The organism is Mesorhizobium sp. PAMC28654 (assembly GCF_020616515.1).
In the GTDB taxonomy this organism is placed as follows: Bacteria; Pseudomonadota; Alphaproteobacteria; order Rhizobiales; family Rhizobiaceae; genus Mesorhizobium.
Window position 1 is genome coordinate 3,700,259 of sequence record NZ_CP085135.1, and the last position, 25,945, is coordinate 3,726,203.

The following is a 25,945-nucleotide window of genomic DNA, read 5'->3' on the forward strand; positions in this document are numbered from 1 at the left end:
CGGCGTTTGCGTCAGCTTTTGGACGAAACGCGACATGAAGGCAAGAGAGGACGGACAATGAGCCGTTGAGCCAGACGACGAAGCCCGCAGGACAGATGTCAACTCCGCACGGCTCTGTTAGCCGCGGCGTGCAGGCTGGCCGCGGTGGCCGGCGTTGAGAAACGCCGCGCCGCACCATTCGCCTCGGCGCGACGCGACGCGACGCTGTCACCCAAGGTGGCTTCCGTCTAGACTTCTTCCGTCGGAAGAAGCGGTTTGCGACCGCCCAATATGTACGCAATGGATTCGAGGATGATGCCATTTGTGTTCACATCGGTCACCTGGATAAGCTTGCCGGTCCGCTCGGATACGCCTGATGAAAAACCCATTCCAGGCATCTTGGCCCGATCCCTCACAAAGGCGACAAGCTTCCGCGAATAGTCGCCTGGCCGCGTGGCGTGCCAGAGATAGGCCGCCTTCGTGCTGACCAGACGAAGCGAATCCGCCTGCTTTGCCGTCTCATCCGGGGCAGACGTCTTCAACGTGTCGACAGCGAAATCGCCGCCGTCGTCCGTCAGTTGGTATCCCTGATAGGTGAAGTAGGGAGGACCAGCCATCGCCGATTCCGAAACGCAGGTGAGAATGCCTGTTTCACGGTATCGCTTCATCTGGGCTGCGTAGAGGATGTCTGCCATGAGGCGGCCGTGCGGCGACCCTCCCAGTTCAATTTCCTCGGTTACGTGCGGTTCGGTGGCAATCCGGCCTCGCCGCTGAATTTCCGCCAGAGCGGCGGTCGCGTCATCCATGCTGCGATCGGGATCGCCGGTGTCAAAGACCGGCTTGATCCACTGGCCCCAAAGACTATAGCCGCGACCTGCATAGCCGGCGTAACTGTTTGCATGCACGGACGAGATCTTGCCGTTCTCGCTCACAATATGCATTTCGCCGTCCTTGAGGACCGGCCCGAACGACCAGCTGGAAACGAGCTTGAAGACGGGGAAGGCGCCAGCCGTATGCTGATCGAGAATTTTGAGCGTGATCAAAAGACGTCCGGTATCGGCGCTGTCGAAACCTTCGCGCTCGCCACCCTTCGCGGTCAACGCACGCTCGGTATGGGGCAGGTTTCCTCCAGCATACTGGAAGCTTGTCTGGCCCAGGAATTCAAGGATGCGACTGATAGTCGTCTCGAACTCGCGTTGATCGATGATGCCCATTTGCTGGGCGGACAGAGTGGCAAGAACGTGTGTTCCCACGTCCCACATCGTCGTGAACGGGTAGCCCGCCTGCTTGCCGAATTCCATCCATGACGTCGCCGGCACGATGCCGTTGAAGTTCCTGGCCCCCCAGTCGAAATAGCTCCACGCGAGCTCGGCGTCGGCCTTGAGGATGCCATCGTCCAGCTGATCGGGCTTCTTCCAATCGCGCACCGCCACGTCGGCGCGCGCGCCCTGGATGCGTTCGACGTCCGGCATGCTAGGCGTGACGGCGCGGTAGTACTCGTCGAAGTTCACCAGCCTGGTGCCGCGCTGGGCGGACAATTCGGCGAGCGTCTCGAGTATGACCGCCTTCTTCTTGGGCGAATTGGCGGTATCGGGATGGATGCAGAAAACAGCATCGTTGTCGGTTCCGAAATAGCTGAAGACCTCGTCCTTCGAGAAGTAGGGGATATCTCCGCTCCAGGCCTTCTCGAATTTCATCGTGTTCGAGACGTGGAGGATGCCCCGGCTGTCCAAACCATTGAACCAGCGCAGGTCGCCTTTCTCGGCGCTGAAGACAGGCGTTCCGGTGGCCGCCAAGGCATCGAGCGTATTGTCATCGAATGCGTCATTGGGCGGGATGTAGGACGTGGGAGCCCTGCCGGTCGAGCGATAGATCTCGCTGATGCCGCCCCGGATCAGGTCCAGATCCTTCCGGGTCGAATTGCCGAGAAGCTCCGAGGGCGTGTGGTTCCAGCCATGGGCTGCAATATCGAAGCGTTTATCGACTGACATGGCTTGCAGGTATGTCTTGGCTGGCTTGTCCGTCGAAAGCAGGAAAGACAGTGGCGCGGGGATGATGGCATCCGTAACGGGGTAGCCGGCCGCGATAAGATGGCGCACAAACGCCATGTGGCTTGGATCCGTGTCGGGATCCACCCTGAGATCATCGACGCGGACGACGATGAGCCGGCTTAAATCCCGGCTTTGCCTATAGAGCAGTTGTGGAAGAATGCCTCGGACCCCGCCACCAGTGGATGCGGCAAGCACGGTTTGGGCGACCTCGGCCGCGTAGCTGGCGGCATCGCTGTCGCTCAGGCCCGCCAGCGCCGCTACCGGAAGGTCGACAATGATGGGATCGCCGCCGGCGCTCAGTTTGGCGATGTTGGCGGCCAGCGCAGGCGCACTGATCGGTTGACTGCCTGAGGTCCGCCGACCCGTGGAACTGAGCGGGGACGCGAAAATGTTCACCAGGCCCGTATCGGTCGACCAATAGCCGCCGTCCGGTTGCAGGCCAACCGGATCCTCTATCCCGGCATGAAGTCGAATGACCGACCGAAATCCCGCCATCCGCATTGACGCGGCGTCTTGGGCCGCACGCAATGGCGAATTGGTGGTCAAGGTCAAAGCCGTGAGCACGGCTTTCGACTGATACCTCTGGTACTCGTTGATCAGGTAGGAAAACGCCGCCTGGATTTCACTTGCCTGGCGCGCTTGCAGATAGGGAACGTCCGACTGGATGAGGTCGGTATGGGCGCCGAATTCGATACCGTCCGGATTGAGCCGAACCGCCTGGCGAAGCCAGAGAGCCAGACCGGAATTGTAATCTAGCATTTTCCCGGCGGCATCGATGGGCGAGACCGTTACGATGATCGGCACCTTGCGTGTCAGGAACGCGTCGGTGACGGCGGCAAGCCTGGCCGGCGTTGTGTGTGCGTCCACGCCACTGATCGTGACGACCAGCGGGTTGGGCAGTTTCTCATTGGCAGCTGCCCATGAGACGCCTTTGCCGGCCGATGCCAGCAGCGGTACGGTCAGGCCACCAAGAAGAACGGAGCGGCGGGTTATGTTCATGCTTGCCTCCCATTGGGAACGGAAACGGCGTAGCGTTGCGGACTGATCCAGCGGCCGTCTGATTTCGCTGAAAACGATTTGACCAAGGCGCGCAGGAAAAGCGCGGCATCGAGAAGCCGGATTGCCGGGAACGCGAGGCCATAGACGAGCAGGATAGGCCTGCGTTCTATCACCACGACAATGACGGTGAGCGCGTAGTCCACGGCGAGGAACAGAGCCAAGAGCTCAAGCGGCGAGACCGGCCTTACCGCCAGGTCCCCAAGCGACATCGCCGGGACCTCGATACCGGTGGCAAGGTAGGCGACCGCGGCAATGGGAAGGCTCAGGGCGAAGATGGATATTATCAGAAGTTCGGCCAGCAGCCCGGCAAGGGAAAACCAGAAGCGGCTGGGCCAGAAGCCGTGGCGCCGCACGGTCTGCCAGAAACCGAGATACCAGCGTTGAACCTGCTTGCGGTAGTCGCCGAGCGTGAAAGGATCTTCCGACGAGCACCGCGCCCTGGGCGAATAGGCAACACGACCCAGCTGCTTGTGCTGGACTTCGAATGTCATGTTGAAATCCTCGATGACGAGCCCTGGCGCGGTGATGTCGATCTGGCGTAGCGCGCTTGTGCGGTAGATGCTGGCGAAGCCGGGGGCGATGTAGCTCACGCTTGTCCATTTCCAGGATTGGCCGTACTGGAAGGCCGTCTGCAGGATCCGGTAGAGACGCGTCCTGTAAGCAGCGAAGAGCATGTCGAGAGTGGGCCAGCGCTGGTCGCGCCAGCGCGACAACACATGGCCTGCCACGGCCACCACCTTGGGGTCGTTGAAGAGCGGCAGTGCGTGCTCGAAATAACCTGGGTCGATCTCTGAATCCGCATCCTGTATCAGCACTGCCTTGTAGCGGTCGCACAGGCGATACTTGCGGATCACGGTGTCGATCGCCCGCGCTTTTCCCCGGTTGGGCTGGATGTCCAGCGCCCTGCATCCGGCGGCGCGCGCGATGGCAACGGTGGCGTCGCGCGATCCATCACTGGCGACATAGATCTGTCGTGCCGGAATGATGACCTTCAACGCGCCGATGCATTTCGGCAATGCGATTGCTTCATTGTGGGCGGGAATGACCACGGCAACATCGGATATTCGAACCACGTCCGGACCATGACCGGCTTTGACATTCGAGCCGATCTCGCTGACGAACCGGATGACGCCGACGACGCACCAGAACGCGATGTTGATGCCCAGCGATGCGCTGAGAACCATCATCGTGATGTTGGTGGCGGCGATCCCGGTCATGGAAGCATCGTTTCCACCTGACCCAGACCGCCGGGCCGTTCCTGACAACCGACGAACCTGCGTTCGGACGATGCGGTCCTTGCCTTGGCGCGCTTTGCCTCCTGGATCGAAGCCAGCAGGTCCTGGTAGCTCTGGCGGATGCCCGTCGTGAGCGAAACCTTCTGGCGCCAGCCCAACGCCTCGATCTTGCTGGTGTCCGGCCAACGGCCACGATGATCGGCGATGAAATGTTTCTTGAAGACGACGCTGCCGGGAAGACCGGTTGCGTCCTTGATCAGGTCGAACAATTCGCGGATTGAGAGCTGGGTGCCACCCCCGATATTATAGACCTCGGCGCACTCGCCTTTCTCCATCACCGTCAGCAGGCCGTCGACGAGGTCGTCGACATGCAGGAATGTACGGGTCTGCGAGCCGTCGCCGAAGAGTGGAACAGGTTGCCCGGCGATGAGATGCGAGAGTATCTGCGGAATGACACGCTGGTCGGCGGGCGACATTCCTGGGCCGTAAGTGTTGAAAATGCGCACGATGCGGACATCGACCTTGTGCTTGCGGCCCCAGAAGCGGGTCAGCGCTTCGCCGAACCGCTTGCCCTCCTCGTAGGGACTGCGCCGGCCCACCGGGTCGACCCTTCCGACATAGGTCTCCGGCTGCGGAAAGACTTCCGGGTCGCCATAGGCCTCCGCGGTGCTGGCAAACAGGTATTTTGCCTTTGACCGACGCGCGACCTTGAGAAGATTGAGTGCGCCCACGGACGAGGCCATGAGCATTTCCTCACCCAGCAAGGCGATGTTGGGAACGCCGGTCGGGCAAGCCAGATTGTAGACGTGGCTGTAACGTCGCCGCTGCAATCGCGTGCAGAGGGCCGCGTCCGTGATGTCCATCTTGATGAACCTGAAATTTGGATAACGCGACAACTCATCGATATTGGCCTTCCGCCCGGTCGAAAGATTGTCGACGACATCCACGAAGGCGCCCTGATCGAGCAGGCGGAGCGTCAGATTGGTTCCCAGACACCCCGCCCCACCAGCGACAAGGCTTCTGATTTCTTCGATCTTGCACGTATCCATATGGCGACAATCCTGCATTGAATAGGAAGGAAAGCCGCACCCCTCAATGTGCGCTTTTGTGCATGGAAAGGGCATTTCCACAGGCAACGCAACTGATAGTTAACAACATGCTAAACAACAGTGGTTAATTACCGCGTTGTAATTGTTGAGCTTTTTCTCCCATCATTCCTTATATGAGCTATCTTGCAACAATAGTGTTCAAAAACGGGACAGGCAGCAGGCTTGACACTGCCTGTCTTCCGACGCAGCCGAAAATGCCGCAACCCTACCTCCTGAGCCTTTTCTTGAACCGGCGCCCCGTGCGCGGAACAACTGGCACAAAGGTTGCGCTGGTCATCTCGAAAACCGTGAAACCGTGGCGCCGGGAAGGCTCGTCAAATCCCGCTGCAGCGACTCGCGGGCATCGCGTGACAGCAGCCGCAAGCGGCCGGCTGCATCAGTGGAGGCGCAATTGAACATTCTGGCGGATCAGGCCCGAGGGGCGATACTTCTTTCGAAGCTGGACATGCGTACGGCCACGGTCGGGGTCGTTGGACTTGGTTATGTCGGGCTGCCGCTTGCGGCCGCAGCGGCGCGGGCCGGCTTCAAGGTGATCGGCTTCGACGTCGACAACAGCAAGGTTGAAAAATTGCGGAGCGGCCGATCCTACATGGGCGCCGTCAGCGACGAAGCTTTGCAGTCGGTCATGGCCGACGGATCGTTGCGGGCAACGTCCGATTTTTCGGTCTTTGCAGAATGCGATGTCATCTCGATCTGTGTGCCGACGCCACTGACCAAGCAACGCGAGCCAGATCTCTCCTTCGTCGAGAATACGACACGCGCCATTGCCACGTATCTGAGGAAGGACCAGCTGATCATTCTGGAGTCCACCACCTATCCGGCACGACCGACGAAGTGATGAGGCCCATTCTCGAAGCGCGTGGATACAGATCCGGGCGGGACTTTTTCCTCGGCTATTCGCCCGAGCGGGAGGACCCTGGAAGCGCGGGCTTCGAAACCGCCACCATTCCGAAGGTCGTTGCCGGTGACGGCCCGGTCGCCGCCAGGCTGGTCGCGCTCTTCTACGGGGCGATCGTCGAGACGGTCGTGCCCGTATCCAGTATCAAGGTGGCCGAAGTCGTGAAGCTGACCGAGAACATATTCCGCGCTGTGAACATCGCGCTGGTGAACGAACTCAAGGTCATCTACGGCGCCATGGGAATCGATATCTGGGAGGTGATCGAGGCTGCCAAGACCAAGCCTTTCGGCTATATGCCGTTTTATCCAGGGCCCGGACTTGGCGGCCACTGCATACCGATCGATCCATTCTACCTGACGTGGAAGTCGCGCGAGTTCGAGGTTTCAACGAAATTCATCGAGCTTGCCGGCGAGATCAATGTTTCCATGCCGCACTATGTGATGTCGAAGCTGTCGGAAGCGCTGGACACGCGCCTTGGCATCCCTCTCAGCCAAGCGTCCATCCTGATCGTGGGTGTCGCTTACAAGAAGAATGTCTCCGATGTGCGCGAAAGCCCGGCGCTGAAGTTGATCGAGTTGCTGGAATCTCGCGCGGCCGACATCGCCTACCATGATCCCCATGTCGCGCGCATACCGAAGACGCGCAAGCATCCGACGCTTGCCGGCAAGGACTGCATCCGCCTCAGCCGGGATTCGATCGGGGCCTATGACGCGGTCGTCATCGTCACCGACCACGACGGGATCGATTATGGACTGCTGGCCAATCATTCGCGATTGATCATCGATACGCGCAACGCCATGCAACGCAACGGCATTGTCTGTGATCGCGTCGTGAAGGCGTAAGTCCGCCGCATCAAGCTAGCCGCGACGGGCCTCTCAGTTTCGCCCGTTGAATGCATTCTCGACATGCACCGGCCAGCGCCAGGGCAGCACGGCGACCATGTCGAAGCGCATCGACAACTTGCCATAGTCGGACTGGCGCGACAGCCAGAGGTCGGGGCGCCCTCGATGCGACGCTCGGCCTGATGGCCGATCGCTTCCATGGCTTCCAGCAGCGTGCGACGCGCCTTGACCTCGACGAAGACAACCAGATCGCCGCGCCGCGCGATAAGATCGATCTCGCCGAGCTTCGTGCGATGGCGGCGAGCCAGGATCCGGTAGCCCTTGAGCATCAACGCCGCCGCTGCCAGCCACTCGCCGCGATGGCCGCGCCGGTAGGCTTTCTGGCGGCTGGCGCTTGGGCGTTCAGTCCGCACCGTCTTCCGTATCCTTGAGTTCGAGCAGTCGTCGGTAGAGCGCCTGTTTCTGGCCACCGGTCATCTTCGCGGCCTCGGCCGCCGCCTTGGAGGCCGGCATCTCGGCGGCGAGCGACAGCAGAAGCCGGTCGATATCGGCCGGTTGGTCGGCCTTGGCCTCGGCCGGACCGACGCAGATGACGATCTCGCCCTTCGGCGTATCGGCCGCGGCGTAATGATCGGCCAGTGTTTGCAATGTACCGGTGCGCATTTCCTCGAAGGTCTTGGTCAGTTCGCGGCCGATCGCCGCCTTGCGTTCGCCGCCCAGCGCTTCGACCATTCCGCCAAGCGTCTCGGCCAGCCGGCGCGGCGATTCGAAGAAGATCAGCGTCGCCGGCACGGCTTTCAGCGCTTCAAGCCGGGTTTGCCGTTGTCCTGTCTTCACCGGCAGGAAACCGGCGAACATGAAAGCGTCGGACGGCAGGCCGGATGCCGTGAGCGCCGCGAGTGGCGCCGAAGGACCGGGGATCGGCACGACGCGAATTCCGTTGTCCAGGGCTTCGCCGACCAGCCGGTAACCAGGATCGGACACAAGCGGCGTGCCGGCATCCGAGATCAGCGCCACGCTCTGCCCAGCCTGAAGCGCCGCGATCAGCTTCGGACCGGCCTCGCCGGCATTATGCTCGTGATAGGCGGTGGTGCGACGGCGGATGCCGTAACGGTCGAGCAACACGCGCGAAACACGCGTGTCCTCGCAGGCGACGATGTCAGCGGCGGCAAGCGTTTCCAGAGCGCGCAGCGTGATGTCGCCGAGATTGCCGATCGGCGTCGCCACCAGATAGAGCGCCGGCTCAAGCGGCCGGGCGGCAATTTCGGTCTGTCCGACCACGTAGCTGCGTTTTACGATCTCGCTGGTCAACAGGCATTCTCCGTTCGGCCCTGTTTGGCATGGCTTGTCGCCGCTTGCAAAAGCCCATGTCGATGTAACGCGCCCGCCATTCCTTTGCCACAGTAGGGAACGAAACCGGGATTGGCAGATTTAGCCCCTGATTCCCAAGGGAGGACAGGATGGACAGCCTGAGAATACAGGACGCTTTCGAGCCCTACTATGTCGGCCGCCGGCGCTTTGCCTCACCCGTGGACAAGGCCCGGCCTGCCAAAGTCGATGAAAGCCAAGCCAGCAAACCGCCGACGAGCCGTTTGCCGTCTGACATCAGGCTTTCGAGCGAAACCGACAGCACGACGGAGCACTGACCGGACGATGCCCAATAGATTCGATATTTTCATCACCCGTCTTGAAACGCAGACCGCCCGCAATGGCGCTCCGCCGCATCCGATAGGCGATCAACAACGGGCCCGCCGCGACAAGAACGACCCCAAGCAGGCCCGTTCCGGCGAAACCCCTTCAGAGAAAGACCGCGCCAAACATCGCCACAAGCACGACGCCTGACTTTTCCAGCGGGTGTTCTGGGCTGCAGGATCGCTACGCCTCGGGTGCGGAGGCCGGGTCACGGAAGGCTCGGCTTAGGCCAGATAGCTTGACGCGCGCACTTCCAGCAGGCGAACAAGAGCCGGATCCATGAATTCATAATCATCGGGAATATCGAGGCAGATGATCCTGGCCTTCTTCAGGCTCGCCTTGAATTTCTTCTGCAGCTTGGCGCGATGCGCCTTTTCCATGACGAAGATGATATCGGCCCACGCGACCAGTTCGTTCGTCAGCGGCGTATCGGCATCGTGGTTTGTCCCCGCCGACGCGACCTCGATATTCCCAAATTTGGAAAACACCTGCTCGGCGGTCGGGCTGCGCAAGCGGTTCTGACTGCAGACGAAGAGGACTTTCTTCAATGGTGTCTATCGCGCCAGATCAGCCACCACGGCATCGAGCACGATCATGCCGGCCGGGGTGGCGCGCAGACGGGTATTGCCGATCGACGCCACCAGCCCCTCGCCCTGCAGCATCGACAGACGCGCGCTCGACAGACCGCGCCCGGAAAACGCTTCGTAGCGGGAGAGGTCGATGCCCTCGGCAAGCCGCAGGCCCATCAGCAGGAATTCGTCGGCTTCTTCCGAGCGCGTCAAGACCTCGCCGCCGGTGATGCCGTGGCCCTTGGCCTCGACCAGATTGGCCCAGGTTTCCGGCATCCTCTCGGCGATCGTCACCACGCGACGCCCGCTTTCGACGAAGCGGCCATGCGCGCCGGGGCCGACGCCGACATATTCGCCATAGCGCCAATAGGTCAGATTGTGCCGGCTCTCGGCGCCCGGCCTGGCGTGGTTGGAAATCTCATAGGCCGGCAGCCCATGCGCCGTCGTGATCTCCTGCGTCAACGCATAGAGATCGGCGGCATGGTCATTGTCGGGAATGATGAATTTCTTCGCCGCGTGCAGGGCGTGGAAGGGCGTACCTTCCTCGATGGTCAACTGATAAAGCGACAGATGATCGGCGGCGTGGCCGATCGCCTGTTCGAGCTCGGCCTGCCAGTCTTCCGGGGTCTGGCCCGGCCGGGCATAGATGAGATCGAAAGACAGCCGCGGAAAGATTTCGCGCGCCAGGCCGATCGCATGGAGTGCCTCCGACACATTGTGTAGCCGACCAAGGAAACGCAAATCCTTGTCGTTCAGCGCCTGCACGCCGAGCGAAACGCGGTTGACGCCGGCTGCCCGGTAGCCGCGAAACCGCTCGGCCTCGACCGATGACGGGTTGGCTTCCAGCGTCACCTCGATGCCATCAGGCACCGTCCAGTTCTTCGCGACGGCGTCCAAAACCCTGGACACCGTTTCCGGCTTCATCAGCGACGGCGTGCCGCCGCCGAGAAAAACGCTGGTGACCTCGCGCGGACCGGTGCGCTGGCGCATCGTCGCCAGTTCCGCCTCGAAGGCGCTGGCAAAACGGTCCTGGTCGACCGGCTGGTGGCGGACATGGCTGTTGAAATCGCAATAGGGGCATTTGGCCGCGCAGAACGGCCAATGGATGTAGACGCCGAAGCCGGGGCTACGGTCGAGCAGCATGCTCATGCCGAACCCAATCTGGCGCGAGCGAATTTCTGGTACGCACGGGCGCGGTGCGACAGGGCCGTCGACTGGCCGGGCTTCCAGCCGTGTTTTTCCTCGGCGCTCATCTCGCCGAAGGTTTTTTCGAAACCGTTGGGCAGGAACACCGGGTCATAGCCGAAGCCGATGTCGCCACGTGGCGGCCAGACCAGCGTGCCTTCGGCCTCGCCGCGATAATATTCGGCCTCGCCGTCAGGAAAGGCGAGGCAAATGACGGCGACAAAGCGCCCTTTGCGCTGCGCCGGCTCGGCGGCGCCGACTTCCTGGAGCGCCACTTCGGTGCGCTGCATGGCCATGCCGAAATCGCGCGAACCGTCAGCTGTTTCGGCCCAATTGGCGGTGTAGACGCCTGGCGCGCCGTCGAGAGCATCGACGCACAGGCCGGAATCGTCAGACAGCGCCGGCAGGCCGGTTGCCCGGGCGGCGGCAAGCGCCTTGATGTAGGCGTTTTCCTCAAAAGTCGTGCCGGTCTCGTCAGGTTCTGGCAAGCCGTAGTCCCTGGCCGATTTCGCCTCGAAGCCGAACGGCCCCATCAGGTCGGCGAATTCGCGCAGCTTGCCGGCATTGTGGCTGGCGACGACGATCTTTTTTCCGTCAAGCGTATGCATCAAAGGCCCCAGATTCTTGGCTCGGCGAATTCGATCGAATTGCCCGAGGGGTCGCGTATATAGATCGAACGGCCGCCTTGTGGCCATTCGAATTCGCTCTCGATGACAATCTTCTTCGCCTCAAGATGCGCCTTCCAGCCGGCGATTTCCATGGCGCTGGCGGCAAAGCAGAGATGACCTCCGCCGACAGTGCCATGCGCAGGCACTTTCAGTCTCGCGTCGGGTGCGGGCGGCACTTTCGTCGCCTCGGCGTTGAAGATGAGTAGCACGCCGGCGCCACAGCGAAAGAAAAGGTGCCGGCCTTCGACCTTGCCGAGGAGGTGGAGGCCGAGGATATCGGTGTAGAATTCTTCCGCGGCCGCCAGATCGGTGACGTAGAGGGCTGATTCCAGAATTGCTGAGGGAGTCACGAAGCGCCCCCCTCTGCCCTGCCGGGCATCTCCCGCTCAAGTGGGGAGATTGGCTGTATCAAATGCCTCCGCCAAACCTCACAGCCGTAGAAAGTGCGCCGACTTTGAAGCCTCCAATCTCCGCCCTTGAGCGGGAGATGCCCGGCAGGGCAGAGGGGGGCGTTCAAGCTCGGCATTTAAAACTAAGCCACCGCCATCTGCTGCAGGCTGACCAGGCGCTGGATGCCCTTCTTGGCCAGGCCCATCAGGGACGCGAACTGCTCTTCGGAGAAGGGTTCGCCCTCGGCCGTGCCCTGGATCTCGACGATGCCGCCCTTGCCGGTCATGACGAAATTGGCGTCGGTTCCGGCGGAGGAGTCCTCCACATAGTCGAGATCGATGACCGGCTGGCCGTCATGGATGCCGCAGGAGATGGCCGCCACGTGATCCTTCAGCACCTTGGCGACGCTGGCCATCTGCCGCGCTTCCATCCAGCGCAGGCAGTCATACAGCGCCACCCAGCCGCCGGTGATCGAGGCCGTGCGGGTACCGCCATCGGCCTGGATCACGTCGCAGTCGACGGTGATCTGCTGTTCGCCCAGCGCCTGCAGGTCGACAACCGCGCGCAGCGAGCGGCCGATCAGCCGCTGGATTTCCAGCGTGCGGCCGCCCTGCTTGCCGGCGGAAGCCTCGCGGCGCATGCGCTCGCCGGTCGAGCGCGGCAGCATGCCGTATTCCGCCGTCACCCAGCCCTTGCCCGAATTGCGCATCCAGCCCGGCACCTTCTCCTCGAGGCTCGCCGTGCACAGGACATGCGTGTCGCCGAACTTCACCAGGCATGAGCCTTCGGCGTGCTTGGAGACGCCGCGCTCGAAGGAGATGGCGCGCATTTCGTCGAATTGGCGTTTGGAGGGGCGCATTCGGGCTTCTTTCTTGTCATTTTTCGGAATCGTGGCCGGCTTGTAACCGCACCAAGCCCATGGCGCAAAGGAAAATGGCCGGGCGATCCGACACAGACGCCGGCGATCTGATACAGACGCCGGGTTGCGCGGATGCAGCCGAAGTCTATATCCTTGTGATGGAGGTTTTTGGCACGCATGACCAAAGCAGTCGCCGATCCCATTATGCAATCGCCCGCTCTTCAATCGCTGGACATGCGTTCGCGCGACATCTTCCGGCGCATCGTCGATTCCTACCTGAAGGATGGCGAACCCGTGGGCTCGCGCAGCCTGTCGCGCATCCTGCCCTCCTCGCTGTCGCCTGCCACCATCCGCAACGTGATGAGCGACCTGGAACATCTGGGCCTCATCTACGCTCCGCACATCTCGGCCGGCCGGCTGCCGACCCAGGCCGGTCTGCGCTTCTTCGTCGACGCCTTCATGGAACTCGGCGACCTCTCGGACGAGGAACGCCGCGCCATCGAGGCGCAGGTGCGCGCTTCCGGTTCGGGCGCCACGCTGGAACACATGCTGACCGAAGCCAGCCAGATGCTGTCGGGCATGTCGCGCGGTGCCGGCCTTGTGCTCGCCACCAAGAACGAGGTGGCGCTGAAGCATATCGAGTTCATCCAGCTCGAGCCGACCAAGGCATTGGCGGTGCTGGTGTCGCAGAATGGCGATGTCGAAAACCGGGTTGTCGACCTGCCGGCGGGCATCACCCTATCGCAGCTGCACGAGGCCTCGAATTTCCTCAACGCCCACATTCGCGGCCGCACGCTGGCCGAGGCGCGGGTCGAGATCGCCCGCATCAAGGAAGAGACCAGGGCGGCGCTGGACACGCTGTCGCAGGATCTGGTCGAGAAGGGGCTGGCGGTGTGGGCAGGTGCTGATAGCGGCCTGCCGGCACGCCTCATCGTGCGCGGCCGCGCCAATCTGCTCGAGAATGTCACGGCACAGGCCGACATCGAACTCTTGCGGCATCTGTTCGAGGACATGGAGACGCAGGACGGGTTGATTCAGCTGCTCGATCTGGCCGAGGAAGGATCGGGCGTGCGCATCTTCATCGGCTCGGAAAACAAGCTGTTTTCGCTGTCGGGTTCGTCGCTGGTCGTTGCCCCCTATCGTGACAAGGACGCTCGCGTCATCGGCGCGCTCGGCGTCATCGGCCCGACGCGGCTGAACTATGCGCGCATCGTGCCGATGGTCGATTATACGGCGCAACTGATTTCCCGCATGCTGCGTTAGGGTATATTGGTATTCAGGTGATGCCGGCCTGCAAACGGCTGATACCCGCGCTTCCGGTGCTCACGTACGAAAGTACACTCCGCTCCGGTTCTCGCAAGCCACCATTTTCGGTGCGGCCTGACCTGAATATCAATACACCTTATCCCCAGCAGATCGCTGACAAGGAGAAAAACAATGGCGCTCGAAGAGATCAAGGCCCAGATCAGCCTGTTGCTCGAGGAGATGGTCAACCAGCCCGAGGACCAGCACGAAGTGCAGGAGCAACTGCGCGAAAAGCTCAGGGCAATGCGCGCCATGGGCCTGCCGTTGCCGGCCGATCTGGTGGAACTGGAAAAGCGCCTCGACGACGATTTCTACGCAGCCGGAAGCTGAACCGCACATCCATTCAACTCCTCGTGTAAGCGGAACGACCGCCGTCGCCACCCGTTTCCTGTTTCGCGACCGATCCGCGGAGGACAGGATGATCCGATTTGCCGGCCCGGCAGCGATTTCCGCCGCTTTCTTTCTCACCACGACGGCATTCGCCCAACAGGCGGATTCTCAAGTGCTGAAGGGCCCGGCGGCCTTTGGCGACTGGCGTGCCGACAGGCCCGGCGTGCGGCGCCTTATCAAGCCGGAAGATTTGCCGAAAGCCTATGCCACGAAATCCGCATCGAACGGTGCTGGCCTCGTGGACAGGCCGAAAGGCGCCATGCCGCAACTGCCGCCTGGCTTCTCGGCCCAGCTGATCGCGTCGGGCATCGACAATCCACGCGTCGTCCGCATCGCGCCGAACGGTGACCTGTTCGTCGCCGACAGCGAGGCAAACCAGATACGCGTCTATCGTCTGGCCGAGGGCAGCGCGAAGCCTGCCGACACAATCTTCGCCGATGGCCTGACCCAACCCTATGGGATTGCCTTTTATCCGGCGGACAACCCGCAATGGGTCTATGTCGCCAACAGCGACAGCATCGTTCGCTTCCCCTATCAAACCGGTGACATGAAGGCCTCTGGCGCGCCGGAAGTCCTCGTCGACAATATCCCTTCGAACCATCACTGGACGCGCGATATTGCCTTCTCGCCCGACGGCAAGACGCTCTATCTGTCGGTCGGCTCGGGATCGAACGTCGCCGAGGGCATGGCGAAGAGGCCGCAGGGCGGGCTCGACGCATGGATCAAGTCGAAGCCTCTCGGCGCCACCTGGGGTTCGGAAGGCGGCCGCGCGGATGTGCTGGCCTTTGATCCGGACGGCAAGAACCGACGGATCGTTGCCACCGGCCTGCGCAATTGTTCGGGCATGACCGTCCAGCCAGCCACGGGCGCGCTCTGGTGCGTCGTCAACGAGCGCGACGCGCTGGGCGACAATGTGCCTTTCGAATATGCGACGGCCGTCAAGGAAGGCGCCTTCTATGGCTGGCCCTGGTATTATATCGGCAAGAACGAGGACCCGCGCCACAAGGGCGAGCGCCCCGACCTTGCCGGCAAGGCTGATATCCCCGACGTGCTGATGCAGGCGCATTCCGCGCCGCTCAACATCACTTTCTACACCGGCAAGAGTTTTCCGGCGGAGTACCGGGGCGATGCATTCGTCACCTTGCACGGCTCCTGGAACCGGGCCAACAGGACCGGCTACAAGGTCGTCAGGCTGCTGTTCAAGGACGGCAAGCCGACCGGCGAATATGAGGATTTCATGACCGGCCTCGTCACCTCCAGTGGCGACGTGTGGGGGCGGCCTGTCGGCGTCGCCGTGGCCAAGGACGGGGCGCTTATCGTCACGGAGGATGGCAACGGCACCATCTGGCGCATCACACACGGTAGTGGTCCGTCCTGACCCGTGGTCAAGCGTGTGCTGGTGCAAACGAATCCAGCCCTCAGGGAATTCACGTCCCGCCTGGTATCTGGCAAAAGTCAGCGGTAGTCCTGAAAGCGACCCTCATGACCCTCACCGGATTCCTTGCCTATAGCGCAGCGCTCGGCGTTGCCGCCGCCATTCCCGGTCCAGGCCTGACCGCACTGATTGCGCGCGCGCTCGGCTCCGGCTTCCGCTCGTCACTGGCCATGTCCTTCGGGCTGATGCTTGGCGATCTCACCTATCTCACCGCCGTGGTGCTTGGTTGCCTTTGTCGCCCACACGTTCGGCATGGTCTTCCTGGCGATCAAATGGCTGGGCGTCGCCTATCTCGCCTTCCTCGGCTGGCGCTTCTGGACCAGCGGGATCACCCCGGAAACAGTGGAAGCGAAGAAGGGCAAGGGCGGGCTGATGTCGAGTTTTGTCGCCGGCCTCACGGTCACCCTCGGCAATCCCAAGACGATGATCTTCTATCTCGCCATCACACCCACCATCGTCGATCTGAAGACAATCACGCTGGCCGACTACGGCATTCTCGTCGCGATCACCATTGTTGTTCTGCTGGTCGTTCTGGTTCCCTATCTGGCGCTGGCGGCCAAGGCGCGCTGGTTCCTGAAATCGCCGCGCGCCTTGCGGGCGCTCAACCGCACCGCCGCCGTTTTCATGGTTGGCGCGGCGGCGGCGATCGCTGCTCGCCAATAAGAACATTTGCGCCAAATCATTCCAGATGGAGCCTGCTTCAGGAAATGCTTTTCCGAGGCGGGCGCGTTTTGAGCACATGCCCCACTCGGATATTTTCGACCGACAGCTTATCTTGCGCGGCTGAAAGCCGTATCTTGCGAGGCTTGAATCCACTGCCTGAAATCCTGGGAGCGAAACCGATGAACAAGCCCGTCACCTCCGCACGCGTGCCCGGCCGCGGCCGCGTCTACAATTCGATCACCGAGACAATCGGCGACACCCCGCTTGTCCGGCTCGACAAGTTCGCCAAGGAAAAGGGCATCGTCGCCAATCTCATGGCCAAACTGGAATTCTTCAACCCGATCGCCTCGGTCAAGGACCGCATCGGCGTGGCGATGATCGAGGCGCTGGAGGCGGCCGGCAAGATTTCGCCCGGCAAGACGACGCTGGTCGAGCCGACGTCGGGCAACACCGGCATCGCGCTCGCCTTCGCCGCCGCCGCCAAGGGCTACAAGCTGATCCTGACCATGCCGGAGACGATGTCGATCGAGCGCAGGAAAATGCTGGCGCTGCTCGGCGCCGAGCTGGTGCTGACGGAAGGGCCCAAGGGCATGAAGGGCGCCATCGCCAAGGCCGACGAACTGGCGGCGACGATCCCCAACGCCATCATCCCGCAGCAGTTCGAGAACCCCGCCAACCCCGAGATCCACCGCACGACCACGGCCGAGGAGATCTGGAACGACACGCAGGGCGACGTCGACATCTTCGTTGCCGGCATCGGCACCGGCGGCACCATCACCGGCGTCGGCCAGGTGCTGAAGAAGCGCAAGCCTTCGGTGCATGTCGTCGCCGTCGAGCCCGACGCCTCGCCCGTGCTGTCGGGCGGCCAGCCCGGCCCGCACAAGATCCAGGGCATCGGCGCCGGCTTCGCGCCAAAGATCCTCGACACGACGATCTACGACGAGATCGTCAAGGTCTCGAATGAGGATTCGATCGCCAATGCACGGCTCGTCGCCCGCCTCGAAGGCGTGCCGGTCGGCATCTCTTCAGGTGCGGCACTGCAGGCGGCCATCGTCGTCGGCTCGCGGCCGGAGAACAAGGGCAAGAACCTGGTCGTGATCATCCCGTCCTTCGCCGAGCGCTACCTGTCGACAATCCTGTTCGAGGGGCTCGGCTCTTGATGTCCGGGCGGCGTGGGTAACCCCCAGGCCGCCTCACAATCCGCCGGCGAAGTCACCTACGAGGCTGATCACCTCGTCCAGCTGCTCCATATGCGGGAAATGGCCGGCCTCTGCGATCCGTTCAAAGCGAGCGCCGGCAATGCTGTCGGCGTAGCGCCGGCCATAGTCGACATCCACGATCCCATCGCTTTCGCCCCATGCGACGAGGGCTGGGACAGGCATCCGCGCCAGCCGCGACCTCAGCGTCGGCTCGTACATGAAGTGTTCTCCGGACTAGAGCCGCAAGGTCTTCTGATTTTCCGCCATCGCGGCGGCGGCGTCCGGACCCGATGGGGCAATCGCATAGCGTTGCGGGTCGTGGAAGGCGAGGACGGAGCGTTCCGCCGGCGGGAGCTTGGTCGGATCAATGATCGGCCGCGCCGCCGGGTCTGGATCGATCCCGACCGCGTTGAGGAGGATCAATCCGGCGATACGGGGCGAATTGCGAAGCGCCATTTCGGCCGCGACCCAGCCGCCGGCCGAATTGCCGACAACAACTACATCCGTCAGGTCCAGCCGCTCGATCAGGGCAAGGTAGGCGAGCGCCAGATCGGCGATGCCGGCAAATTCTTGCGGGCGCGGTTCGCCATCAAAACCTGGATGTGTCGGCAGGATCGTGCGCCCATTTTTCGCAAGCGCCTGCGCAAGGCCCGACATCGAGCCTGCTCCCGCGCCACCATGCAGGACCAGGAACGCCCGGCCTCGCCCCTGATCTGAAAAGGCAACCGGAACGGTTCCGGCAAACAGGCTCACTTGCTGCTTGGGCATCGCACGATCTCCCGCGGATTGATTGACATGATCAATATGTTTATATAAACTTGTTGATATGTCAAGCTCGCCTGAAATGCTCACCCTTTCGATAAAGAAGCTCCAGCACCGCCACCATCGGGCGCTCGATACGGCGCTGTCGGAATTGGGCGTCAGCCTCGTGCAGTGGAATGCGCTGCGTGAGATCGGCCGGAACCCCGGCGCGACGATGCACAATCTGGCGGCGCTGACCTTCAATTCGGATCAGGCCTTCGGCACGCTCACGACGCGGCTGATCCGCCAGGGCTGGATCGAGCGCCAAATCGGCCCGGGTCGCGCCAACGCGCATCGCCTCACGGCTGAAGGAGAGGCGATGTTGCAGCGCGGGCATGAACGCGTTGTCAACATTTTCGCCAGGGCGGTCGCCCCGCTTGATGAAACGGAGCGGGATATGCTGATGCGGCTGCTCAACAAATTGCTGGAGCATGGCCTGGACGATTCTTCCAACGATTCGCTGGAACGCGGAAACTGACCGTGGCGGCAGCCGCCAGCTTGAGCAAGACGCTGCTTCCGGTTCATATCGCCACCGGCCCGCGTTGCGCGGGCCGGCGGAGGATTTCATGTACAAGCTCTACACACGTCCCGGCAGCGGCGGCTTCGTCGTCGAGGCGGCACTCGCCTTGGCGGGAGCATCATTCGACCAGATCGATGTTCCCAAGACCGACCAGCCCGACCAGGCCTTCCTGGCCATCAGCCCGCTGAACCAGGTGCCCGTCCTGACCTTGCCGGACGGCCGCTCCATGACCGAATCGGCGGCGATCTGCATCCTGCTCGCCGAGCGCCATCCGCAGGCCAATCTGGCGCCCGCCATCGACGCCCCTGCCCGCGTCGACTTCCTGCGCTGGATGACGTTCATGTCATCGGTTCTCTACCCCGCCGTCCTGCGTTTCTACTATGCACCACGCTATACGGCCGACGCCGACGGCACGAAAGCGGTCAAGCAGGCCGCCGTCGCCGAGATGGATCGCGGTTTCGCCGTTGTCGATGCTGCGTTGCAGGGCCGTGACTGGCTGGTCGGTGACCAGCTGTCGCTGGCCGACATCTATCTGGTGATGCTGGTCGCCTGGCATCCAGAGGTCGACAGGGCACGATCGGCCTGGCCGAACATCGAGCGCTTATGGGCCGGGCTGCGCGAGCATCCGCTGCTGAAGAAGCTCAATACATCGCACGAGATGTGGCCGGCCTGAACGAGGCGCGGACGGCAGAGCACGTCCGCCGACACCTCAATTTCTGAGGGCTGCCCGTTTTCCTTGCAGGAACCGACGCACCGCCGGGTCGCGTTCAAGGCCGATCGCCCGATCATAGGCTTCGGTCGCCTCGGGGACATTGCCAAGCCTGGCCAAAAGCCCGGCTCGCGCCGCCCAGTAGGGCTGATATTCATCAAGCCGCTTGTCGTCGCCCAGCACGTAGAGCGCCGCCAGTCCCGCCACCGCGCCCTCGGTCTCCGCGATCGCCACCGCGCGGTTGATCGCCACCACCGGCGACCCCACGATCGAAAGCAGCGCGTCGTAGAGCTCGCGGATCGCCACCCAGTCGGTGCGGCCGGTCAGCCGTCGTGCCGCATGGGCCGACTGAACCGCCGCCTCGAGTTGATAACGGCCGATAAGCTCCATCGTTGCCGCGTGCCTGAGCAGGGATTCCGCCTCGTCGATCAAGGCGCCGTCCCACAGTGCAAGATCCTGGTCGGCCAGCGGCACGTAATCACCTGCCGCATTGCGCCGTGCCGGCCGCCGCGCCTCGGCAAACAGCATCAGGGCCAGCAGGCCGAGCGCCTCCGGCTCATCGGGCATCAACGAGGCAACGAGACGGCCGAGCCAGATGCCTTCGGTGGCCAGGTTGCGGCGCTGCGTTTCGGTGACTGCCGGATCGGACCAGCCTTCGGCGAAGGCCGCGTAGATCGCCTCCAGCACCGTGTCCAGCCGCTCGCCGAGTTCGGCTTGCTCGGGTATCCTGAATGGAATGCCGATCTCGTGGATGCGGGCCTTGGCGCGCACCAGGCGCTGGCTCATCGCCGCCGGTGAAACCAGAAAGGCGGAGGCGATCGTCGCCGCATCGAAGCCCAGGATGGTCTGCAGGATCAGTGGCGCGCGAATGCTCGCCTCGATCGCCGGATGGGCGCAGGCAAACATCAGCCTGAGACGTTCGTCCGGAAGATCTTCGTCGACCATGCGCGCCTCCATCTCCTCGGCGATCAGCCTCAGATGATCGCGGCTTGCCTCCCTGGTCAGCCGCCGCCTGACGGCATCGACGCTGCGCCGCCGCGCCACCGCCAGCAGCCAGGCCTCCGGCCTGTCGGGCACGCCGGTGCGCGGCCAGTGTTCGAGCGCCGCGGCAAAGGCATCGGCCAGCGCGTCCTCGGCGCCGGCCACGTCGCGGGACCTTGCGGCGAGATAGGCGATCAGCTTGCCGTAGCTTTGCCGGGCGGCTGCCTCCGCCGCCGCCCGCGCCAAATCTGGGCTGATGGCTGTCACGCAGCGTATTCTGTCATGTATTCCGCCATCGGCCATACCGGCCGCACCTCCATGGTGCCGGTGCCGGCGCCGGGGCAGCGCGCCGCCCAGGAAATGGCCGCGTCCATGTCGGGCACTTCGATCATGTAGTAGCCACCGAGCTGCTCCTTGGTGTCGGCATAGGGGCCGTCGATCACGTTGGTCTTGCCGCCGGCCACCCGCACCGAGGTTGCCGTCGACGTGAACCTCAATCGCTCGCCAGCAACAAACACGCCGGCCTTCTTCATCGCCTCGGTGTAGGCGCCATAGGCGGCGCTCATCTGGATGGCCGCCTCCTTGGGCGCGGCTGCCATCCCGGCCTCGTTGTTGTAGATAAGAAGCAGATACTGCATGGTCATCTCCCGTGGTTACAGGGCCGCATCGTTGCGGGCCGAACGTATGTCGCGCGACCGTGGACGATTTCGACAGGGTTCGGAAAAATCTTCGCCCTCTGCCACGCGTTGCGCAAGACGCACCGTGCCGGCGCCAGCCTCTATCTATTGATTGAGCATGATCTCTGGACAAACGGGACCGTTTGTCCGAGGAAACCGGTTCCCATTTTTCGGGATCATGCCCTAACCAATCAAACGCGCCCTCAGCTCGGCGGACGGGATCTCGCAGCTGTCCTTACGGCCGAACAGGGCGTAGCGATTCCCAGCGACACGTTCATAGAGCCAGTTGCGAAGCGGGCGCGGCAGGAGGAGCAACAGCCTTGCCGCCCGCCACGGCCAGCCGAGTTCGGACATCACCGCGACGAGACTTTCCAGGCGCATGAAGGCGGCACCGTCGATGATGACGAGATTGGTCTCGTAGCTATCCGTCCGCAGCCCATGCTGACGAAACAGTGCCTCGCCGAATGGCGATTGCGCGGTGGCGAAACGGAAGCGGTCTTGCCGATCGAGCCTGACCACCATGCGCACGAAGCCGGAGCACAGCACGCAGACGCCATCGAAGACGATCAGCGGATGGCTTGCATCAAGGGATGGTGGTTCAGGAGAGTGGTTCGGCTTGGTGAGCTCGGTCACGTGGGCCTCGGCTGCTTATGCCCGAAGGACATTAAGCCAGCCGATCACGGCATCAAAGCCGCAGCGATGTCGCACGCTGTCTGGCGACGAACGCCAGACGCTCGGCGCGATAGGTGGTTGCGCGGGAATCGGCGGCCGGCCTGCAGATCCGGCTGTTGTGGCGGCTCTCGAACGTCATGGTCAGTGCGCGCTCATGCCGAGCGAGTTGCCGCGACGGGCGCAAGCGGGGCCGGGGCCGCGCATGTAGTAGCGCTCGGGCCGATAGGTCGGCGAGACGAATTCGCGGATGGCGGCGGCATAGCCGATGAGGTGCGTGAGGAAGTTCATAGTACCAGTCCCTGTCCGATTTTCGGATCTCTTTCCGAATTACCGGCATCATAGCGTCTAGGCGTGAATAGTCGGTGAACGCGATGTTAATCTTTGCCCAAAAATGCCTTGCATCATGGCCGGAATGCGGCTGTTTCGGGGTCTTTCCATGCAGTTCAGCTGCATTCCGGCAGCTGTGACTTTTGCATCACATATGTTTCGTTTTAATGTCGCCTGCGCGCGATTTTGTTTCAGTTTTTTCGACGACCGCAAAAATTTCCGGGCTTGCGGCCCACGCCACCGGCGTTGCCGTCACCTCCAGTCGGAACTGGATGGGAATTTGCCCGTTCTCGCCTCTCACGGAGAGAATTGTCATGGCGCCGCGTCCCGCCTGGAAAGGCTATCTGAAACTGTCGCTGGTCACTTGTGCGGTCGAGCTGACCAATGTCGTCACCCATACCGAGAAGGTCTCGTTCAGGGTGCTGAACCGCAAGACCGGCAACACGGTGAAACGCATCTATGTCGACTCGGAGACCGGCAAGCCGCTCGACGACGGCGACGAGATCAAGGGCTATGAGGACGACGGCGATTTCATCCATATCGAGGAGGACGAGATCGACGCCGTCCAGATCGAGTCCTCGCACACGATGGCGCTCGACGGCTTTGTCGACAAAGCCTCGATCCAGCAGATCTATCTCGACACACCTTACTATGTCGCGCCGGCCGACAAGGTGTCGGAGGAGGCGTTTGCGGTGATCCGCGATGCGATGGCGGGCAAGAAGATGGCGGGGCTGGCGCGCATCGTGCTCTACAGCCGCGAACGCCCGGTGGTGATCGAGCCGCTGGGCAAGGGCATGGTGCTGACCACGCTGCGCTACGACAACACGGTGCGGCAGCCCGACACCGTGTTCGGCGACATCAAGGCGGTGAAGACCGACCAGGAGATGACCGATCTCGCCGAGCTCATCATCGACAAGAAGAAGGCGACGTTCGATCCCTCCAAGTTCGACGACAAATACGAGGACGCCCTGCTCGAACTGATCCGCGCCAAGAAGGCGGGACGCAAGGCGCCGAAGGCCAAGGCGGCACCCAAGCCCTCCAACGTCGTCAATCTGTTTGACGCGCTGAAGAAGAGCCTTTCGTCGGACGCCGGCTCGGCGAAGGCCTCGGCGGCGGCGAAAGCCAAACCGGTGGCGAAACGCGCCAAGCCGAAAGCCGGCGCGCCCAAGCGCAAATCCGCCTGAGGACGCGAAGCGATGGCCAGCCTCGAACAATATCAATCCAAGCGCGATTTCAAGAAGACGTCGGAGCCGGCGGGCAAGGTCTCGCGTGGCGGGAAAGGCAGCGCGGGAGGCATCTTCGTCATTCACAAGCATGCCGCGACCAGGCTGCATTACGACCTACGCCTCGAGCATGGTGGTGTGCTGTGGAGCTGGGCGGTGACGCGCGGCCCGAGCCTCGACCCGCATGAAAAGCGGCTGGCCGTGCATGTCGAGGATCATCCGATCGATTACGCGTCGTTCGAGGGCACCATTCCCAAGGGCGAGTATGGCGGCGGCTCGGTCATCGTCTGGGACGAAGGGACATGGGTTCCCGAGATCGACCCGGACAAGGCTATGAAGAAGGGACACATCAGTTTCGAGTTGCACGGCCACAAGCTGCATGGGCTCTGGCATCTGGTGCGCCTGAAGCCCCGCGCCGGCGAAAAGCGCGACAACTGGCTGCTGATCAAGTCCGACGATGCGGCGGCGCGGCCGGGCGAAGACATTCTCAAGGAGGCACCGGAATCTGTGAAGTCTGGCCTGACGATAGAGGAGGTCGGCGAAGGCAAGAGCGCGAAGGGCCAGAAGCCGAAGGTCTGGCATTCCAACAAGCCGGCTGCCGGCAAGGCAAAGACCGCAGGCCGGAAACTCGAATTCATCGAGCCGCAGTTGGCGACGCTGGAGCGGGACGCACCGCCGGGCAAGGACTGGCTGCATGAGGTGAAGTTCGATGGCTACCGCATGCAGGCGCAGATCGCCGGCACGGATGTGCGACTGTTGACGCGCACCGGCCTCGACTGGACGAAAAAATTCGGCGGCGAGATCGTCGCGGAACTGGCTGGGCTGAAGTGCAGCGACGCGATCCTCGACGGCGAGGTTGTCGTACTGGCTGACAGCGGTGTGTCCTCGTTCTCGCTGCTGCAACAGGATCTGTCCGCCAACCGAACCAACCGCTTCATCTATTATATCTTCGACCTGATGCGTCTCGATGGCGCGGATCTGCGCGGTGAACCGCTGGTCGAGCGCAAGCAGGCCTTGCAGGACCTGCTCGGCAAGCAGCCGGAGAATTCGGCGATCCGCTTCTCCGACCATTTTGCCGAGCCCGGCAAGGTCATGCTGGAGCATGCTTGCCGGATGGGGCTGGAAGGTGTCGTCTCCAAGCGGGCCGATGCGCCCTATCGCAGCGGACGCGGCCCCTCTTGGGTGAAGTCGAAATGCACCGCGCGGCAGGAGTTCGTCATCGGCGGTTACCTACCGTCGGACAAGACCGGACGTGGGCTGCGCTCACTGCTGGTCGGCTATCACGAGGACGGCAAGCTTCACTATGCCGGCCGCGTCGGCACCGGCTTCTCGGCCAAGGGCGCCACCGACCTGAAGAGGAAACTTGATGCGCTGAAGGCGAAGGTCTCACCCTTTGACGCGGCCGTGCCGAAGGGCAAAGGCCTGGTCTGGGTCAAGCCCGAGCTTGTCGGCGAAGTGGAGTTTCGCAGCTGGACGTCCGACCGTATAATACGTCACGCCTCGTTCCAGGGATTGCGCGAGGACAAGCCGGCGGAGGAAGTCGTGCAGGAAAAGCCAAAGGCCGCGACAGCAGGCAAAAGCCCGGCCAAGAGCAGGTCGGCGCCGAGTGCCGCCAGCCCGGCCGGAGCGATGACGACCACGGTAAAACTCTCCCATCCCGACAAGCTGCTGTGGCCCGAGGAAAAGATCTCCAAGCAAGGCCTGCTCGACCACTACGCGCTGGTGTGGCCACGCATGGAACAGTTCGTCATCAACCGGCCTCTCAGCCTTGTCCGCGCGCCGGACGGCGTCGGCGGCCCGCGCTTCTTCCAGAAGCATGCCTCGGCCGGCATGAGCGACAAGATCGCGCGGATGAAGGACCCGACGGATGGCGAAGAGATCCTGTTCATCCGCGATTTCGACGGCGTGGCCGCACTGGTCCAGTACGGCGTGGTCGAGATTCATATCTGGGGCTGCACCATCGATGCGCTTGAACAGCCCGACCAGATCATCTTCGATCTCGATCCCGATGAGGGCGTCGACGTGAAGGCGGTGCGCGAGGCGGCGCTCGACATCAGGGGCAAGCTCGATGAACTGTCGTTGCCGAACTTCGTCAAGACATCGGGCGGCAAGGGCTATCATGTGCTGGTGCCGCTGAAACCTTCGGCGGATTGGGATGAGGTTAAAACCTTCGCCCATGATTTCGCCAAGGCATTGGAGCAAGGCGCGCCCGGCCGCTATACGGCGACGCTGTCGAAGAAGGCGCGCACGGGAAAGATCTTCGTCGACTATCTGCGCAATGGCCGGGGCTCGACGACCGTCGCGCCCTATTCTTCTCGCGCCAAGAAGGGCGCCACCGTGTCGATGCCGGTGACCTGGGCGGAGATCGAGGCCGGATTGGCGCCGAACGCTTTCCCGATGGGCGACAATACGACGCTGAAGCGGCTGGCGGAAGCCGATCCGTGGTTGGATTTCTTCGAGCAGGGCAAGGTGTTGAAGCGAGGGTAGCTCGCGCAATTTGCCAGCAC

Annotated in this window: 25 protein-coding genes and 3 pseudogenes; 11 read left to right on the forward strand and 17 right to left on the reverse strand. The window is 62.6% G+C overall.

All coding sequences use genetic code 11. From position 1 onward, the window contains the following. Positions 1-227: 227 nt before the first annotated feature. The 3 genes from LGH82_RS18095 to LGH82_RS18105 form a co-directional block, all read right to left on the reverse strand. Positions 228-2,576 (reverse strand): DUF3131 domain-containing protein, encoded by a 2,349-nt coding sequence (locus LGH82_RS18095; RefSeq protein ID WP_227344041.1) that lies wholly within the window; start codon positions 2,574-2,576, stop codon positions 228-230. Between the two features lie 449 nt (positions 2,577-3,025). Next, on the reverse strand, positions 3,026-4,306 hold the full coding sequence (locus tag LGH82_RS18100) for a glycosyltransferase (RefSeq protein ID WP_227344042.1): 1,281 nt from the start codon (positions 4,304-4,306) through the stop codon (positions 3,026-3,028). Then, positions 4,303-5,373: an NAD-dependent epimerase/dehydratase family protein gene (locus LGH82_RS18105; RefSeq protein ID WP_227344043.1), complete on the reverse strand. Its 1,071-nt coding sequence runs from the start codon at positions 5,371-5,373 to the stop codon at positions 4,303-4,305. Before LGH82_RS18105 ends, LGH82_RS18100 begins: the two co-directional genes overlap by 4 nt. Positions 5,374-5,878: 505 nt before the next feature. On the opposite strand from LGH82_RS18105, the pseudogene LGH82_RS18110 reads away from it, so the two are divergent. Continuing rightward, positions 5,879-7,173 (forward strand): annotated as a pseudogene (locus LGH82_RS18110) (nucleotide sugar dehydrogenase). A 33-nt stretch (positions 7,174-7,206) separates the two neighbouring features. Here the strand turns inward: LGH82_RS18110 and LGH82_RS18115 are convergent. Together LGH82_RS18115 and rsmI are read right to left on the reverse strand one after the other, a co-directional pair. Then, positions 7,207-7,586 (reverse strand): annotated as a pseudogene (locus LGH82_RS18115) (YraN family protein). Then, positions 7,576-8,484 (reverse strand): 16S rRNA (cytidine(1402)-2'-O)-methyltransferase, encoded by a 909-nt coding sequence (rsmI, locus tag LGH82_RS18120; RefSeq protein WP_227344044.1) that lies wholly within the window; start codon positions 8,482-8,484, stop codon positions 7,576-7,578. The pseudogene LGH82_RS18115 and the gene rsmI overlap by 11 nt, the downstream one beginning before the upstream one ends. Before the next feature lie 189 nt (positions 8,485-8,673). Here rsmI and LGH82_RS18125 point away from each other — a divergent pair, with 189 nt between their 5' ends. Then, positions 8,674-9,015 carry a hypothetical protein gene (locus tag LGH82_RS18125; protein ID WP_227344045.1) on the forward strand — a complete coding sequence of 114 codons (342 nt, stop codon included), beginning with the start codon at positions 8,674-8,676 and terminating at the stop codon, positions 9,013-9,015. A 74-nt stretch (positions 9,016-9,089) separates the two neighbouring features. Here the strand turns inward: LGH82_RS18125 and LGH82_RS18130 are convergent, their stop codons facing one another. From LGH82_RS18130 to rph, 5 genes are all read right to left on the reverse strand, one after another. After that, the gene (locus tag LGH82_RS18130) at positions 9,090-9,413 is read right to left on the reverse strand and encodes a low molecular weight protein tyrosine phosphatase family protein (RefSeq protein WP_227344046.1); all 324 of its coding nucleotides are present in this window, start codon (positions 9,411-9,413) and stop codon (positions 9,090-9,092) included. A 6-nt stretch (positions 9,414-9,419) separates the two neighbouring features. Then, a complete protein-coding gene (gene hemW, locus LGH82_RS18135) occupies positions 9,420-10,583 on the reverse strand; it encodes a radical SAM family heme chaperone HemW (RefSeq protein WP_227344047.1) in 1,164 nt (387 codons plus the stop codon). Then, positions 10,580-11,227, reverse strand: coding sequence for an RdgB/HAM1 family non-canonical purine NTP pyrophosphatase (rdgB, locus tag LGH82_RS18140; RefSeq protein ID WP_227344048.1), 648 nt, complete (start codon positions 11,225-11,227; stop codon positions 10,580-10,582). The genes hemW and rdgB overlap by 4 nt, the downstream gene beginning before the upstream one ends. Continuing rightward, positions 11,227-11,637, reverse strand: a complete 411-nt coding sequence (locus LGH82_RS18145; RefSeq protein ID WP_227344049.1) for a VOC family protein — start codon at positions 11,635-11,637, stop codon at positions 11,227-11,229. Before LGH82_RS18145 ends, rdgB begins: the two co-directional genes overlap by 1 nt. Positions 11,638-11,819: 182 nt before the next feature. Beyond that, positions 11,820-12,536, reverse strand: a complete 717-nt coding sequence (gene rph / locus LGH82_RS18150) for a ribonuclease PH (protein WP_227344050.1) — start codon at positions 12,534-12,536, stop codon at positions 11,820-11,822. 177 nt (positions 12,537-12,713) lie between these two features. Between rph and hrcA the strand changes: the two genes are divergently transcribed. The 5 genes and pseudogenes from hrcA (at position 12,714) to cysK (ending at position 17,489) form a co-directional block, all read left to right on the forward strand. Further along, complete coding sequence (gene hrcA / locus LGH82_RS18155; protein WP_227344051.1) at positions 12,714-13,799, forward strand: heat-inducible transcriptional repressor HrcA; 1,086 nt, start codon at positions 12,714-12,716, stop codon at positions 13,797-13,799. Positions 13,800-13,973: 174 nt separating this feature from the next. Then, entirely contained in the window at positions 13,974-14,171 is a 198-nt protein-coding gene (locus LGH82_RS18160; RefSeq protein WP_227344052.1) for a hypothetical protein, read from the forward strand. 88 nt (positions 14,172-14,259) lie between these two features. Beyond that, positions 14,260-15,609 carry a PQQ-dependent sugar dehydrogenase gene (locus LGH82_RS18165; RefSeq protein ID WP_227344053.1) on the forward strand — a complete coding sequence of 450 codons (1,350 nt, stop codon included), beginning with the start codon at positions 14,260-14,262 and terminating at the stop codon, positions 15,607-15,609. A gap of 104 nt (positions 15,610-15,713) precedes the next feature. Beyond that, positions 15,714-16,329: pseudogene (locus LGH82_RS18170) on the forward strand (LysE family translocator). Positions 16,330-16,508: 179 nt separating this feature from the next. Further along, positions 16,509-17,489, forward strand: coding sequence for a cysteine synthase A (cysK, locus tag LGH82_RS18175; protein WP_227344054.1), 981 nt, complete (start codon positions 16,509-16,511; stop codon positions 17,487-17,489). Positions 17,490-17,522: 33 nt separating this feature from the next. Here cysK and LGH82_RS33695 read toward each other — a convergent pair whose 3' ends face one another. Both LGH82_RS33695 and LGH82_RS18180 read right to left on the reverse strand, forming a co-directional pair. Next, positions 17,523-17,747: an alpha/beta fold hydrolase gene (locus LGH82_RS33695; protein ID WP_413771369.1), complete on the reverse strand. Its 225-nt coding sequence runs from the start codon at positions 17,745-17,747 to the stop codon at positions 17,523-17,525. Between the two features lie 15 nt (positions 17,748-17,762). Beyond that, a complete protein-coding gene (locus tag LGH82_RS18180; protein ID WP_413771370.1) occupies positions 17,763-18,296 on the reverse strand; it encodes an alpha/beta fold hydrolase in 534 nt (177 codons plus the stop codon). A gap of 76 nt (positions 18,297-18,372) precedes the next feature. On the opposite strand from LGH82_RS18180, the gene LGH82_RS18185 reads away from it, so the two are divergent. Beyond that, complete coding sequence (locus LGH82_RS18185) at positions 18,373-18,807, forward strand: MarR family winged helix-turn-helix transcriptional regulator (protein ID WP_227344055.1); 435 nt, start codon at positions 18,373-18,375, stop codon at positions 18,805-18,807. A gap of 88 nt (positions 18,808-18,895) precedes the next feature. Continuing rightward, entirely contained in the window at positions 18,896-19,522 is a 627-nt protein-coding gene (locus LGH82_RS18190; RefSeq protein ID WP_227344056.1) for a glutathione S-transferase family protein, read from the forward strand. Positions 19,523-19,558: 36 nt separating this feature from the next. On the opposite strand, the gene LGH82_RS18195 is transcribed toward LGH82_RS18190, so the two are convergent. The 5 genes from LGH82_RS18195 to LGH82_RS18215 form a co-directional block, all read right to left on the reverse strand. Continuing rightward, positions 19,559-20,806: an RNA polymerase sigma factor gene (locus LGH82_RS18195; RefSeq protein ID WP_227344057.1), complete on the reverse strand. Its 1,248-nt coding sequence runs from the start codon at positions 20,804-20,806 to the stop codon at positions 19,559-19,561. Further along, complete coding sequence (locus LGH82_RS18200) at positions 20,803-21,177, reverse strand: YciI family protein (protein WP_227344058.1); 375 nt, start codon at positions 21,175-21,177, stop codon at positions 20,803-20,805. Before LGH82_RS18200 ends, LGH82_RS18195 begins: the two co-directional genes overlap by 4 nt. 222 nt (positions 21,178-21,399) lie before the next feature. Continuing rightward, complete coding sequence (locus tag LGH82_RS18205) at positions 21,400-21,849, reverse strand: thiol-disulfide oxidoreductase DCC family protein (RefSeq protein WP_227344059.1); 450 nt, start codon at positions 21,847-21,849, stop codon at positions 21,400-21,402. Positions 21,850-22,029: 180 nt separating this feature from the next. Next, entirely contained in the window at positions 22,030-22,176 is a 147-nt protein-coding gene (locus tag LGH82_RS18210; protein ID WP_227344060.1) for a hypothetical protein, read from the reverse strand. A 187-nt stretch (positions 22,177-22,363) separates the two neighbouring features. Then, entirely contained in the window at positions 22,364-22,531 is a 168-nt protein-coding gene (locus LGH82_RS18215) for a hypothetical protein (RefSeq protein ID WP_227344061.1), read from the reverse strand. On the opposite strand from LGH82_RS18215, the gene LGH82_RS18220 reads away from it, so the two are divergent. Then, positions 22,530-23,399, forward strand: coding sequence for a Ku protein (locus LGH82_RS18220; protein ID WP_227344062.1), 870 nt, complete (start codon positions 22,530-22,532; stop codon positions 23,397-23,399). The two genes, LGH82_RS18215 and LGH82_RS18220, sit on opposite strands and share 2 nt — an antisense overlap. A 12-nt stretch (positions 23,400-23,411) precedes the next feature. Continuing rightward, the gene (ligD, locus tag LGH82_RS18225; RefSeq protein WP_227344063.1) at positions 23,412-25,925 is read left to right on the forward strand and encodes a DNA ligase D; all 2,514 of its coding nucleotides are present in this window, start codon (positions 23,412-23,414) and stop codon (positions 25,923-25,925) included. Positions 25,926-25,945 lie beyond the last annotated feature (20 nt).

Coding starts and splice junctions, on each gene's coding strand:
- LGH82_RS18100 (WP_227344042.1), bottom strand. CDS start 4,306: ATGACCGGGATCGCCGCCACCAACATCACGATGATGGTTCTCAGCGCA.
- LGH82_RS18105 (WP_227344043.1), bottom strand. CDS start 5,373: ATGGATACGTGCAAGATCGAAGAAATCAGAAGCCTTGTCGCTGGTGGG.
- LGH82_RS18125 (WP_227344045.1), top strand. CDS start 8,674: ATGTCGGCCGCCGGCGCTTTGCCTCACCCGTGGACAAGGCCCGGCCTG.
- hemW (WP_227344047.1), bottom strand. CDS start 10,583: ATGAGCATGCTGCTCGACCGTAGCCCCGGCTTCGGCGTCTACATCCAT.
- rdgB (WP_227344048.1), bottom strand. CDS start 11,227: ATGCATACGCTTGACGGAAAAAAGATCGTCGTCGCCAGCCACAATGCC.
- rph (WP_227344050.1), bottom strand. CDS start 12,536: ATGCGCCCCTCCAAACGCCAATTCGACGAAATGCGCGCCATCTCCTTC.
- hrcA (WP_227344051.1), top strand. CDS start 12,714: ATGACCAAAGCAGTCGCCGATCCCATTATGCAATCGCCCGCTCTTCAA.
- LGH82_RS18160 (WP_227344052.1), top strand. CDS start 13,974: ATGGCGCTCGAAGAGATCAAGGCCCAGATCAGCCTGTTGCTCGAGGAG.
- LGH82_RS18165 (WP_227344053.1), top strand. CDS start 14,260: ATGATCCGATTTGCCGGCCCGGCAGCGATTTCCGCCGCTTTCTTTCTC.
- cysK (WP_227344054.1), top strand. CDS start 16,509: ATGAACAAGCCCGTCACCTCCGCACGCGTGCCCGGCCGCGGCCGCGTC.
- LGH82_RS33695 (WP_413771369.1), bottom strand. CDS start 17,747: ATGTACGAGCCGACGCTGAGGTCGCGGCTGGCGCGGATGCCTGTCCCA.
- LGH82_RS18180 (WP_413771370.1), bottom strand. CDS start 18,296: ATGCCCAAGCAGCAAGTGAGCCTGTTTGCCGGAACCGTTCCGGTTGCC.
- LGH82_RS18185 (WP_227344055.1), top strand. CDS start 18,373: ATGCTCACCCTTTCGATAAAGAAGCTCCAGCACCGCCACCATCGGGCG.
- LGH82_RS18190 (WP_227344056.1), top strand. CDS start 18,896: ATGTACAAGCTCTACACACGTCCCGGCAGCGGCGGCTTCGTCGTCGAG.
- LGH82_RS18200 (WP_227344058.1), bottom strand. CDS start 21,177: ATGCAGTATCTGCTTCTTATCTACAACAACGAGGCCGGGATGGCAGCC.
- LGH82_RS18210 (WP_227344060.1), bottom strand. CDS start 22,176: ATGAACTTCCTCACGCACCTCATCGGCTATGCCGCCGCCATCCGCGAA.
- LGH82_RS18220 (WP_227344062.1), top strand. CDS start 22,530: ATGGCGCCGCGTCCCGCCTGGAAAGGCTATCTGAAACTGTCGCTGGTC.
- LGH82_RS18215 (WP_227344061.1), bottom strand. CDS start 22,531: ATGACAATTCTCTCCGTGAGAGGCGAGAACGGGCAAATTCCCATCCAG.
- ligD (WP_227344063.1), top strand. CDS start 23,412: ATGGCCAGCCTCGAACAATATCAATCCAAGCGCGATTTCAAGAAGACG.